This window comes from Pseudomonas sp. PB103, assembly GCF_009764635.1.
GTDB lineage: Bacteria > Pseudomonadota > Gammaproteobacteria > Pseudomonadales > Pseudomonadaceae > Aquipseudomonas.
Window position 1 is genome coordinate 25320 of record NZ_RWIL01000053.1, and the last position, 12533, is coordinate 37852.

Below are 12533 nucleotides of genomic sequence, written 5' to 3' on the forward strand. Positions count from 1 at the left end.
TTACGCAATTTTTCGCCGGGCCGATACCTTCTTAAGCAACCAGCTGCAGGGTTGATGCAGCGCTTTTGGAAGGAACCAGAGCAATGAGTATCCGTAGTCTCAATATTGCCCCGCGCGCCGGCCTCGGTTTTGGCCTGTTGGCGCTGATGGTCTTTGCCCTCGGGGCGTTCGCGTTATTGCAAATGTCGAACATGCGCGCGCAGTCCGATGAGGTCGACAACAACTGGCTACCGAGCGTGATGGCGGTGGGCGAGATGAGCCAGGACATGCTGCGCCTGCGTGCGCTGACCATGCGCCTGCTGCTCAATCGCGATCCGCAGGCGCTTGAGCAGAATGTCACCAAGCTCAACGAGCTGCGTGGCGTACTCAGCGAAGCCCAGCAGCGTTATGACGTGCTGATCGTATTGCCCGAGGAACGCAAGCTGTTCGACCGCTTCAAGGTCGCCGAGCACCAATATCTGGAGCTTCAGGCGCAGGTCATGCAGTTGTCTGCGCAGAATCGAGTGGAGGAGGCGGCGACCATCCTTAATGGCCAGATGAGTCCGTTGGCCGATGAAATCGCCGTCATCCTGCGCGAGCTGGTTGAGATGAATAAGCACAACGCCAATCTTGCCACTGAAGCGGCACGGCTGGTGTTCATCAATTCACGAGTGTGGGTCGGGGTAATGATCGGCGTCACCGCGCTGATCACCATCGGCCTGGCGCTGCTGCTGACCCGCAGCATTGTGCTGCCGCTGGCGCAATCGTTGGGCGTGGCCGAAGTGGTCGCCGGTGGCGATCTGACGGGCGATATCAATATCAGCGGCAAGGACGAACCGGCGCGCCTGTTACAGGCGCTGAAGAGCATGCAGCACAACCTGCGCGACACGATTCGGCAAATCTCCGAGTCGTCCAGCCAATTGGCCTCAGCCTCTGAAGAATTGAGCTGCGTCACGGAAGACGCCACGCGGGGGTTGCATCAGCAGAGTCTGGAAATCGAACAGGCGGCCACGGCGGTCAATCAGATGACAGCCGCGGTGGAAGAGGTGGCCAGCAATGCGGTGGCCACCTCTGAAGCCTCGCGTGAATCCGATCGCATCGCCCAGCATGGCCGCGAACAGGTGCATCAAACGGTGTTGTCCATCGAATCGCTGGCCGATCATGTGACGGCCAATGCGAACCAGGTGGAGGATCTGGCGCAGAAGGTCTACAGCATCAGCAAAGTCCTGGAGGTGATTCGATCGATTGCCGAGCAGACCAATCTTCTGGCGCTGAATGCTGCGATTGAGGCGGCGCGGGCCGGTGACGCGGGGCGAGGCTTCGCCGTAGTGGCGGATGAGGTGCGGGCGTTGGCCCATCGCACGCAGCAATCGACTCAAGAGATTGAACAGATGATCGGCGGCATTCAGCAAGGCACCGATTCGGCGGTCAGTTCGATGCAGCAAAGCAATGTGCGGGCGCGTTCGACGCTGGAACTGGCCAAAGCGGCAGGCGTGGCGCTGGAGGAGATTGCTTCGGCGTTTACCCTGATCAACGAGCGCAACCTGGTCATCGCCAGCGCTTCGGAGGAGCAGGCGGCGGTGGCGCGGGAGGTGGATCGCAACCTGATGAATATTCGTGATCTGGCGATGCAGACGTCGGCGGGGGCCAATCAGACCAGTGCGGCGAGTCAGGAGTTGTCGCGGCTGGCGGTAGACCTGAACAGCATGGTCGCCAAATTCTCCGTCTGAAATTACCCCTGTAGGAGCTGTCGAGTGAAACGAGGCTGCGATCTTTAGATGTTGATTTTAAAGATCAGAATCAAAAGATCGCAGCGTGCCGCAGCTCCTGCAGGGGCACAAAAAAGCCCCGCATATCGCGGGGCTCTTTGTTCTTGCAATGGATCAGCTGCCTTTAACGGTTTTGCCGTTGACCGTGCCGTCCTGGAGCATGATGTTGTACTCCTTGCCGTCGGTTTCAACCTGTTGCAGGCGAACCAGCAGGTAATCCCAATCCTTGGCGAACCAGAGGACGGTGATGCGCTTGCTTTGCGTCGGGTCGCGTACGCGCTCGACCTTGATCGCGTCGATCTGGCCAGCCTTGGTCTCGACCTTTTCCGAACCCAGCACGCGGAAGTCATAGGTATCGACTTCGCCGTCATCGACCACTTGATAGCTCATGGTCTTTTTGCCGGCAGCCACGTCATGTTGCAGTGCCAGTTGGTAGGTGGACTTGTCGACCATGCCACGGTTCAGCGGGATTTTCACCGCGTCGCCACGGTCGGTGCCGGTGACCATCTTGCTGTTCCAGTCGAAATCCAGATCAGCCTTTTTGGCTTTGCCCAAGCCGCCACGTTCGAAGTGGTAGGACTGCGGCAGCAAGGTGTCCTTGTCCAGAGTCAGGGTGCTTTCTTCACTCAGGCTGGCGATCATCATCGAGGCCTTGAAGCTGAGTTTCCAGACGCCGTTGGCTTCCTTGGTCAGGCTGCGTTCAGCGGTGCCGCTCATGGGCAACTGCTTCCAGTCGGCGGTGTAGCTGGCGGAGAACGGTTGAAGTTCTGCAGCCTGCGCGAAAGGCAGGGTGAGCAGAGCGCAAGCGAAGAGCAGGGCGCGACGCATAATATCTCCTAGTGTCGAATCAAGTGGCCGCTGGCCGCGAGTAACTGGCCATCCAGTAAAGCACCGTGTTCACCGAGTGTCAGTCTGCCTTCGGCAAACCAGCGTACCGCCATCGGATAGATCAGGTGTTCCTGAACGTGAACTCGCTGCGCGAGACTGTGCGGCGTGTCGTGCAACTCTACCGGTAATACTGCCTGTACGACCAGTGGTCCGCCATCGAGTTCCTCGGTGACGAAGTGGACGGAGCAGCCGTGCTCGGTGTCACCGGCCTCCAGGGCGCGCTGATGAGTGTGTAACCCTTTGTATTTGGGCAGCAGCGACGGGTGAATGTTGAGCAGGCGCCCCTGGTAGTGGCGAACGAAGTCAGCGCTGAGAATGCGCATGAAGCCGGCCAGTACCACGAGTTTCGGATTGAATTCGTCGATCAGTTCGATCAGAGCAGCATCGAAGGCCTCGCGACCTTCGAATGCCTTGTGATCCAGCGAGCGGGTGGCGATACCCGCATCACTGGCGCGCTGCAGGCCGTAGGCGTCGGCGCGGTTGGAAATCACCGCAGCGATGCGAACCGGGCTGTCGCCGGTCCGCGTGCTGTCGATCAAGGCCTGCAAGTTACTGCCGGTGCCGGACAACAGCACCACGACATCACAGGTTGCGGACATTAATGAGCCTTAAGGTTCTGCAGATCAACCTGAGCTGCGCCTTCGGCGGCAGCAGCGATCTGACCGATCACCCAAGGCTGCTCGCCAGCGTCACGCAGGGTGTTCAGGGCCACTTCAACGTGCTCCTGAGCCACGCAGATGACCATGCCGACGCCGCAGTTGAGTACGCGGTGCATCTCGGTTTCGTCAACGTTGCCTTGCTCTTGCAGCCAGTCGAACACGGCCGGGCGAGTCCAGCTGGCGACGTCAACAACAGCCTGAGCGCCTTTTGGCAGCACGCGCGGGATGTTGTCGAGCAGGCCGCCACCGGTGATGTGGGCCATGGCTTTGACGGCGCCGGTGTCTTTGATCAGCTTGAGCAGCGGCTTCACGTAGATGCGGGTCGGGGCCATCAGCAGGTCGGTCAGCGGTTTGCCGTCGAGCTGGATGTTTTCGATGTCGGCACCGGAGACTTCGATGATCTTGCGGATCAGCGAGTAGCCGTTCGAGTGTGGGCCGGACGATGGCAGAGCGATCAGCGCGTCACCGGTGGCGACTTTCGAGCCGTCGATGATTTCAGCTTTTTCCACGACGCCGACGCAGAAGCCGGCCAGGTCGTAGTCTTCGCCTTCGTACATGCCTGGCATTTCAGCGGTTTCGCCGCCGACCAGCGAGCAACCCGACAGTTCGCAGCCAGCGCCGATACCGGTAACCACTTGGGTCGCGGTCTCGACATTGAGTTTGCCGGTGGCGTAGTAGTCGAGGAAGAACAGTGGCTCAGCGCCGCAAACGACCAGGTCGTTGACGCACATGGCGACCAGGTCGATGCCGATGCTGTCGTGCTTGTTCAGGTTCAGCGCCAGACGCAGCTTGGTGCCAACGCCGTCGGTGCCGGAAACCAGCACTGGCTGCTTGTAGCCGGCCGGGATTTCGCAGAGGGCGCCGAAACCGCCCAGGCCGCCCATGACTTCCGGGCGCGCAGTGCGCTTGGCGACGCTCTTGATGCGTTCGACCAATGCTTCACCGGCGTCGATGTCTACACCGGCGTCCTTGTAGCTCAGGGAGGGTTGCTTGCTCATGATCCAGGCCTTTAGGGGAGGGGATTCAGGGGTAACGACCGAGTTCAGCGGGAACATCGAAATCGAGGGGGCGAGTGCCTCACGCGAGTTTCGAGGGGCCCGGCTGTTGCCGGTCTGCGAAGGCGCGCGATTTTATCAGGCTTGAGGGGCAGCGGCCATCCTCGCACCGACGGGCAGGGCCATATCCGCAGAAATTTTTTGCAATTGAGGCGTATGACTGCCTGTATAAGGTGTGGCGATTAACCGTCTATCGTTATCACTGTGCAAAAACTTATCGCCGCCGTGTGAATGTTTTGCAACGGCCGAGGGTCACAGCCTTGCTTAACCGGTTCATGCGGCCTGTTCCAGCCGCTCCTGTCGACGGGAATTCTCCATGCGTTTTTGTAAATTATTGTTTGTCGGTTGTTTGTCATTGATCAGCCTGGCGGGTCACGCCGAAAACCTCAAAGGCCTTTATCAGGTGCGCGAGCCGGTCAATGGCCAAGCGCCGCAAGAGCGTGATCGCGCTACGCAAGCGGCGCTCGACACGCTGGTGCTGCGCCTGACCGGCGATCCGAAGGCCTCGCAGAACCCGGGGCTGGCGGCGATTCGCAAGGACCCGCAGCAAATTATCAGTCAGTTCGGTTTTGATGCCGGGCCGCCGGAGGTGCTTAAGGTCGATTTCGATCCGGCGACCACCGAGCAGGCGCTGCGTCGCGCCGGCTTGTCGTTGTGGGGCGCCAGTCGGCCGTCGATTCTGAGTTGGTGGCTCAACGATTCGGCTGAGGGTTCAAGCCTGGTCGGTGACGGTCAAGCCGCTGCTGCACCGTTGCGTACTGCCGCGCAACATCGCGGTTTGCCGCTGCGTTTGCCACTGGCGGACCTCAGTGAACAACTGGTCGCCACTGCGCCAGCGCTGGAAGGCACCGACGCGGCACCGTTGCGCGGCGCCTCCGAGCGGTACAACGCGGATGCCTTGCTGGCGGTGCATGCGCGCGAAGAAGGCGGGCAGTGGCAAGCCAAATGGCACTTGTGGCTGGGCGATCAAAAAGAAGCCGGCAGCGTGCAGGGCGCCGATCAGGCTGCCGTGGCCGACGCGGTGATGCTCGCGGTGGCTGAGCGCCTGGCACCACGCTTTGTTGCCAAGCCTGGTGCTTCGGGTCAACAGACCCTGGAAGTGCAGGGCATGAATCTTGAGCATTACGCAACGCTGTTGCGGTTACTCGAACCGTTTGGCGTGCGTCTGCAAAGTGTTGACGGCGATCGTATCGTTTATCAGGTCAATGGCAGCGCCGATCAAATGCGCGCGCAATTGTCGCTGGCAAAGTTGCAGGAACTGCCTGCCGAAGCCCCGGTTCCGGTAACAGCGCCTCAGCCGGCGGTGGCAGGTGCCGCGCCGATCGCGGTGCCTGCCCCGACACCGGCGGCGCCGTCGTTGCGGTTTCGCTGGTAAGTCTTTCCTTATATAGAAGCAACAGGAGTGGTACATGGCCGATACGCGGCGTTGGTTCTGGCTCGGTGGGGTAGTCCTGCTTTGCGCGTTTGTATGGTTGCTGCACCCGATCCTCACGCCGTTCCTGGTGGCGCTGTTGCTGGCGTATCTGTTCGATCCGCTGGTGGATCGCCTGGAGCGGCTCGGTCTGTCGCGAACCTGGGGCGTGATCTCGGTATTTGCCTTGTTCACCCTGATTGTCACAGCGCTGTTGCTGGTGCTGGTGCCGATGCTCGCCAAGCAGCTAGTGCGTTTGTACGAGCTGGCGCCGCAGATGCTCGACTGGCTGCAGCACACCGCACTGCCGTGGGCGCAGGCGAAGCTGGGGCTGTCGGACGGCTTCTGGAAATTCGACAAGGTCAAGGCTGCCATCAGCGAGCACATGGGTCAGACCACCGACATCGTCAGTGTGGTGCTGAGCCAGGCGACGGCGTCGAGCCTTGCACTGATTGGCTGGTTGGCCAATCTGGTGCTGATCCCGGTGGTGAGTTTCTACTTGCTGCGCGACTGGGACGTGATGATGGCGAAGATCCGCAGCCTGTTGCCGCGTGATCGTGAAGAGCGCGTGGTTGCATTGGCGGGTGAGTGTCATGAAGTGCTGGGCGCATTCGTGCGCGGACAGTTGCTGGTGATGCTGGCGTTGGGCGTGATTTATGCGGCGGGCCTGATGATCGTTGGCCTGGAGCTGGGACTGTTGATCGGTTTGATCGCAGGTCTCGCGGCGATCGTGCCGTACATGGGCTTCGTCATTGGCATTGGCGCGGCGCTGATTGCCGGGCTGTTCCAGTTCGGTGGTGATCTGTATCCGATGATCGGGATAGTCGCGGTGTTCATGGTCGGTCAGGCGCTGGAAGGCATGGTGCTGACGCCGTTGCTGGTCGGTGACCGCATCGGTCTGCACCCGGTCGCGGTGATTTTCGCGATTCTGGCGGGTGGCGAACTGTTCGGGTTCACCGGGGTGCTGCTGGCGCTGCCGGTAGCGGCGGTGATCATGGTGCTGGTGCGCCATGTCCACGACTTGTACAAGGATTCCGAAATTTATAGTGGTGTCGACGAACCGGAGTTGTAATGCCGGCGGGCGGCCCGGTGGAAGCCGGGTTGGCCCGTGTCTTGCGGGCAATGCTGGCAAGACACCGTCAGAGAATCTGTCATAAAACCAGCGTGTTAACGCAAACCTTTGATTTTGCTTGGACTCTGTCGCATTGTGCGCTCAGCTTCACGGGTATAAACTTCGCAAACTTTACACAGAGGCCACTAACGGTTCCTTGAGAACTGTTCAGTCAGCATGAAACCGATTCAGCTGCCCCTAGGTGTGCGTCTGCGTGACGACGCCACCTTCATCAACTACTACCCAGGCGCCAATGCCGCTGCACTCGGCTATGTCGAGCGCCTATGCGAAGCCGACGCCGGGTGGACAGAAAGCCTGATCTATCTGTGGGGTAAACACGGTGTAGGGCGCACGCATCTGTTGCAGGCGGCTTGCCTGCGTTTCGAACAGATGGGTGAGCCGGCGGTGTACCTGCCGTTGGCGGAGTTGATGGATCGCGGTGTTGAAATTCTCGACAACCTTGAACAGTACGAACTGGTTTGCCTGGATGATCTGCAGGTGATTGCCGGCAAGGCTGATTGGGAAGAGGCGATGTTTCATCTGTTCAACCGCTTGCGTGACAGCGGTCGCCGCCTGCTCATCGCGGCCTCCACCTCGCCGCGTGAACTGCCGGTCAAACTGGCCGACTTGAAGTCGCGGCTGACCATGGCCCTGATTTTCCAGATGCGCCCACTCTCCGATGAAGACAAATTGCGTGCCTTGCAATTGCGCGCATCGCGTCGTGGTCTGCACCTGACCGATGAGGTCGGGCATTTTATTTTGACCCGTGGCACGCGCAGCATGAGTGCGCTGTTTGACCTGCTCGAGCAACTTGATCAGGCCTCTTTGCAGGCGCAACGCAAGCTGACCATCCCCTTCCTCAAAGAAACCCTCGGCTGGTAGTCATCCCTTTTGTTCCGGGGCTCTCAGCGGCGTTCGGCATATTTCAGGCGCCAGAAAATCCGCTTTCCTGCACGGGGTGCAGGCCGCGTATCGACTCAAATGGGCTTAAGCGCTTAGATGTAAACGAGAAACCGAGAAGTCACAAAAAGATCGATTGAATTTGCAAATGAGGCTGATAGCGGGCATAGTCTCGGCTTCTTTACAACTATCAACCACGGTCGTGCCCATGCTAAAGCGCTTCGCACCCCTCGTGCCTCTCGCATTTGTCACCCTGTTGTTCGGTTGCGCTGCTCATTCTCCAGTTCAAGAGCAGCCTCAACAGGTTAAAAATTCTGCCACGGCCCAGTCTTCCGTTATTTATCAGGAAGAACTGGACACCGAAAAAGAACTCAACGAATTCAACGGCAAGAAGCCTTATCAGCTTCCTGTTCTGGCTGACAGCATCCTCGAACGCGGCATGTCCCTGATCGGTACCCGTTACCGTTTCGGCGGTACCTCCGAAGCCGGTTTCGATTGCAGCGGTTTCATCGGTTACCTGTTCCGCGAAGAAGCCGGCATGAACCTGCCACGCTCCACTCGCGAAATGATCAACGTGGATGCGCCGCTGGTTTCGCGCAGCAACCTTGAGCCGGGCGATCTGCTGTTCTTCGCCACCAACGGTCGTCGCGGTCGTGTCAGTCACGCCGGGATCTACCTGGGTGACAACCAGTTCATCCATTCCAGCAGTCGTCGCAGCGGCGGTGTTCGCATCGACAGCCTGGGTGACAGCTACTGGAACAAGACCTTCATCGAAGCCAAACGCGCACTCGCGATGGCCCCGACCGTGGTCACGGCTCGCAAGTAATTCCCACGTTGTCGCTGCGTTCGCAGCGGCAAAATGGCTTCCGGCAACGGAGTAGACCTAGACTTTACAAGGTGAAGTTAAAGTCTTACTTGAAGTTTGCCGCGTAGCCGCTAGAATCCTGTATCTATATTGATGGCAAACCGCCTGCGTGCTCCGCAGGCGGTTTTGTTTTCTGTCCATCCGGCAGAGAAAGCCGCAGCCAGATCAGGATGTTCTGCTTATGACGATGTCGGCCCGCCTCACATTGATGCTCTGTGCAGCGCTGCTCAGCGCCTGCGCCAGTCGCACACCGCCGCCTGCGCCGGTAGTTCGCGCGCCGGTCGTGTTCGGCCCCTCTCAATCATTCTCGCCGGCTGCTGAAGACGTGCTGTTTCGCGCGCTTGGTCTGGTCGGCACGCCTTATCGTTGGGGCGGCAACACGCCGGATTCGGGTTTTGATTGCAGTGGTTTGATCGGTTTTGTTTACCGCGACGCAGCCGGTATCTCCCTGCCGCGTTCGACGCGTGAGCTGATCGTGATGCAGGCACCGAATGTCGGCAAGGAAGGCTTGCAGACCGGCGACCTGATCTTCTTCGCCACCAATGGCGGCTCGCAGGTCAGTCATGCGGGGATTTACGTTGGTGAGGGGCGCTTCGTGCATGCTCCGGCAACGGGCGGCACGGTGAAGCTCGACAGCCTGTCGAAGGCGTATTGGCAGAAGGCCTATCTAAGCGCCAAGCGCGTATTGCAGCCTGAGCATCTGGCGCACAACCCTTAATCCGTAAGCGAGCGCTGATTTTTGAATATTATGCTCATCGCTTGACGGGTGAACGCATCTATGAATTGTGCTCCGACTCTCCATATTTAATCGTTATGGGAGGGCGCTATCGTGGATTTGCCATAAAAATAATGTCTGTTTCAATCTTCAAAGTTTTAGTCCTCGTGCTTCGTATTTCGTACGAGCCCTTTATTGCGTCAGGAAAATCATGAAGTTTATTCTCAGGAAGTGGAAGTTCAGAGCGTTTTCATTCGCAATAGTGCCAACACTGATTTTAGTTGTGTATGGTTTGCTCCAAATGGGCTGGGCAGACGCTGCGACCGAGGTTCCAGGGTGGCTGGCTAAGATTGTGAACTCGCAGGTCTCAGCACGTAACTCTTTGTGGAAGCTAGGGCTTTGCATTGTTGCAACAACTTTGGCGTATATATATTTCAATATTCACGAAATGCCTCGTGCCGAAGCTGTTCGGATAGCGCGTGTGTTTGACATTATCGGCAATGTCTTGGGAAATGTATTTTATTTTTGGGGGGGTGTTCTTTTTGCGTGGTCGGTCGGTTCCCACTTCATTGGCTTTATAGAGCGGATTCCAGATCAGGAAATGGGGGCGTTAATGTCGTTGTTTTTAGGTGTGTTTTTTGAAGTGGCAATGCGCAAGCTGAAGCACTCGATCCTTCGCAACTGATTGATTGTGGGTTGCGCGGGTTAGTTGGACATGTCCACGAGAGCGAAGTGAAAACCTCCCAATCGTGGGCATGTGCCATCTGGTTTATTTGGTTGCGGACACTCGCCAAACCTTGTTGCCAACATCATCCGCCACCAACAAGCCACCTTGCTGGTCGATCACCACGCCCACCGGGCGCCCCAGCGCGTTTTCGTCCTTGTCGAGGAACCCGGTCAGCACATCCACCGGTTTGCCGCTCGGCTTGCCGCCGGTAAACGGCACAAAAATCACCTTGTAGCCACTGTGCGGTTTACGGTTCCACGATCCATGCTGGCCGATGAACGCGCCTTCCTTGAACTGCGCTGGCAAGGTGTTGCCTTCGGCGAAGCTCAGGCCGAGCGATGCGGTGTGCGGGCCGACCGCGTAATCCGGGGCGATGGCCTTGGCCACCAGATCCAGATTCTGTGGCGACACCCGCACATCGATGTGCTGCCCGTAATAACTGAACGGCCAGCCGTAGAAACCGCCGTCCTTCACTGAAGTGATGTAATCCGGCACCAGGTCGCTGCCGATCTCGTCACGCTCGTTGACCGCTGTCCACAGTGCGCCGCTGGTAGGCTCCCAAGCCAGGCCGTTGGGGTTGCGAATGCCCGAAGCGAAAATCCGGTGATTGCCGGTCGCCCGGTCGACTTCCCAGATCGCCGCGCGGCCTTCTTCTTTATCCAGGCCGTTCTCGCCGACGTTACTGTTCGAGCCCACAGTGACGTAGAGCTTGCTACCGTCCTTGCTGGCAATCACGTTTTTGGTCCAGTGATGATTCAGCGTGCCGCCGGGCAGATCGGTCACTTTGATTGGCTGCGACTTGATCTCGGTCGCGCCGGGTTCGTAGTGAAAGCGCAACAGGCGATCGGTATCAGCGACGTACAGATCATTGCCGACCAGGGTCATGCCAAAGGGCGAATTGAGGTTCTGCAAAAACACCGTGCGCGTCTCGGCCACGCCATCGTGGTCGGCGTCGCGCAGCAGGGTGATGCGGTTCGGGCTCGGCACGCCGGCCCCGGCCTTGCCCATGACTTTCTTCATGACCCAGCCACGAACGCCGCTGCTGTCGTCGGGTTTCGGAGGGGCATTGGTTTCCGCCACCAGCACATCACCGTTGGGCAGCACGTAGAGCCAGCGCGGGTGATCGAGGCCTTCGGCAAATGCCGCGACTTGAGTGCCGGCCGCCGCCGTCGGTTTGCCGCCCTCGGGCCAGCCGATCGCCGGGGCGATGTTCACCGTCGGGATCAGGGTCTTGTTCGGTTCAGGCAATTTCGGCGACGGGCCGGTGCCGTCGGTGACTTGCAGGCTGGAGGATTCACCGCAGGCGGCGAGCCCTCCGGCGAGGGCGATGACGAAAACGAGCTGGGGCTTGCGCATTGCTGATCTTCCCTATGAATGCATTCCTAATCATAGAGGAGGGCGCAAGCCCGATGGTTCAACTGCTCAGCCGCGGGCTTCCTTGAACAGCACGGCAATGCCGGGATGATAATTGCCGGCTTCGCTGCGCAATTTGCGGTAGGCGTAGGGGAAATACCAGGCGACCGCGCAGGTGTGTTCCTTTTGCAGGTCGTCGACCATGTCTTGCAGCTCTTCGGGGCTGGCGCTGTGCTGGGCTTTTTGCGGGGCGACAAACAGGCAGCCGAGCTTGAGGTCGCTGGCAAAGCTGATGCGTTTGGCATCGTTGGTAATGTCGAGCAGGGCTTGGGTCAGGTTGAGGTTGGTGACCCGTGGCCAGCGCTGCGTGGCCTGAATGTAAGCGCGATCTTCGGCGCTGGCAATGAACAGGTCGGCGCGGGCATTGCGCTCGCCTTCTTCATTCTGTTTGCGCGTGGGCGTGTCGTTCAGGGTGACCAGTTCGGCCATCCACGCCGCTGCCGAGAGCAGGCCGAGATTGGCTTTCTCGTCATGCCAGTACGGTGTGTCGCTGTCGCCGCGTACGGCGTTAAAGCGGTCGATACAGTCAAACCAGCGTTCAAGCAGCGGGCGCAGGAATTCCAGGCGCGGGTTGCTGATGATCATGCCTTGCATCGTCATCATCCTTATTCTTGTGATGGGCTTTTTCGGGAAAAGCATGGCTCTTTGATATCATTTGTATCAGTGTGGCACAAGATTGGCGCCGGATAATTGATCGACGGCAGTTATTCGCCCGATGGCCGCCTCTTTAATTGACGCTCCACCCCCAACCCTCTAACCTTCGCGGCTTGTTTCAGGTGCTCTGTGACCCACGTCGACAGAGTGAAACAGGGAAGCCGGTGAGGGTTGTCTTCAGGTGAAGAACAATCACGATCCCGGCGCTGCCCCCGCAACGGTAAATGAGTAAAAGCTGCGCCTTGAGCCACTGCCTCGACAGAAGCGGGAAGGCGCGCAGCCAGGCCAACGCCGCTCATGAGCCCGGAGACCGGCCTGATCCATCCAGCGGCATCACGGTGGGCGATGCCAGGCTTTTTGCCGTCTATTCTTGTGCCTGCCCGCCGT

Annotated in this window: 12 protein-coding genes, 1 pseudogene and 1 riboswitch; of the genes and pseudogenes, 8 read left to right on the forward strand and 5 right to left on the reverse strand. The window is 59.0% G+C overall.

What is annotated here, in order from left to right; all coding sequences use genetic code 11:
- Positions 1-83 precede the first annotated feature (83 nt).
- Both EJA70_RS31365 and EJA70_RS31370 read left to right on the forward strand, forming a co-directional pair.
- A pseudogene (locus EJA70_RS31365) lies at positions 84-854 on the forward strand (MCP four helix bundle domain-containing protein); the annotation flags it as partial.
- On the forward strand, positions 846-1709 hold the full coding sequence (locus EJA70_RS31370; protein WP_371924549.1) for a methyl-accepting chemotaxis protein: 864 nt from the start codon (positions 846-848) through the stop codon (positions 1707-1709). The pseudogene EJA70_RS31365 and the gene EJA70_RS31370, both read left to right, overlap by 9 nt.
- Positions 1710-1862: 153 nt before the next feature.
- Here EJA70_RS31370 and EJA70_RS10465 read toward each other — a convergent pair whose 3' ends face one another.
- The 3 genes from EJA70_RS10465 to purM are packed head-to-tail and all read right to left on the reverse strand — an operon-like array spanning position 1863 to position 4293.
- Positions 1863-2576, reverse strand: coding sequence for a DUF3108 domain-containing protein (locus EJA70_RS10465; RefSeq protein WP_008082942.1), 714 nt, complete (start codon positions 2574-2576; stop codon positions 1863-1865).
- Between the two features lie 8 nt (positions 2577-2584).
- On the reverse strand, positions 2585-3235 hold the full coding sequence (gene purN / locus EJA70_RS10470; protein ID WP_158830688.1) for a phosphoribosylglycinamide formyltransferase: 651 nt from the start codon (positions 3233-3235) through the stop codon (positions 2585-2587).
- Positions 3235-4293, reverse strand: a complete 1059-nt coding sequence (purM, locus tag EJA70_RS10475; protein WP_053118528.1) for a phosphoribosylformylglycinamidine cyclo-ligase — start codon at positions 4291-4293, stop codon at positions 3235-3237. The genes purN and purM overlap by 1 nt, the downstream gene beginning before the upstream one ends.
- Positions 4294-4666: 373 nt before the next feature.
- On the opposite strand from purM, the gene EJA70_RS10480 reads away from it, so the two are divergent.
- The 6 genes from EJA70_RS10480 (at position 4667) to EJA70_RS10505 (ending at position 10037) form a co-directional block, all read left to right on the forward strand.
- Positions 4667-5725: a DUF2066 domain-containing protein gene (locus EJA70_RS10480; RefSeq protein WP_158830689.1), complete on the forward strand. Its 1059-nt coding sequence runs from the start codon at positions 4667-4669 to the stop codon at positions 5723-5725.
- A 34-nt stretch (positions 5726-5759) separates the two neighbouring features.
- Positions 5760-6833: an AI-2E family transporter gene (locus EJA70_RS10485; protein WP_158830690.1), complete on the forward strand. Its 1074-nt coding sequence runs from the start codon at positions 5760-5762 to the stop codon at positions 6831-6833.
- Between the two features lie 216 nt (positions 6834-7049).
- On the forward strand, positions 7050-7754 hold the full coding sequence (gene hda / locus EJA70_RS10490) for a DnaA regulatory inactivator Hda (RefSeq protein ID WP_008082931.1): 705 nt from the start codon (positions 7050-7052) through the stop codon (positions 7752-7754).
- 226 nt (positions 7755-7980) lie between these two features.
- On the forward strand, positions 7981-8598 hold the full coding sequence (locus tag EJA70_RS10495) for a C40 family peptidase (protein ID WP_008082930.1): 618 nt from the start codon (positions 7981-7983) through the stop codon (positions 8596-8598).
- Positions 8599-8818: 220 nt separating this feature from the next.
- A complete protein-coding gene (locus EJA70_RS10500) occupies positions 8819-9355 on the forward strand; it encodes a C40 family peptidase (protein ID WP_008082929.1) in 537 nt (178 codons plus the stop codon).
- 208 nt (positions 9356-9563) lie between these two features.
- Positions 9564-10037 (forward strand): hypothetical protein, encoded by a 474-nt coding sequence (locus tag EJA70_RS10505; RefSeq protein WP_158830691.1) that lies wholly within the window; start codon positions 9564-9566, stop codon positions 10035-10037.
- 84 nt (positions 10038-10121) lie between these two features.
- Here EJA70_RS10505 and EJA70_RS10510 read toward each other — a convergent pair whose 3' ends face one another.
- Both EJA70_RS10510 and EJA70_RS10515 read right to left on the reverse strand, forming a co-directional pair.
- A complete protein-coding gene (locus tag EJA70_RS10510; RefSeq protein ID WP_158830692.1) occupies positions 10122-11435 on the reverse strand; it encodes a sorbosone dehydrogenase family protein in 1314 nt (437 codons plus the stop codon).
- A gap of 66 nt (positions 11436-11501) precedes the next feature.
- Positions 11502-12086: a hypothetical protein gene (locus tag EJA70_RS10515; protein ID WP_008082926.1), complete on the reverse strand. Its 585-nt coding sequence runs from the start codon at positions 12084-12086 to the stop codon at positions 11502-11504.
- Positions 12087-12249: 163 nt separating this feature from the next.
- Positions 12250-12480: riboswitch (cobalamin riboswitch) on the forward strand.
- Positions 12481-12533: the final 53 nt, after the last annotated feature.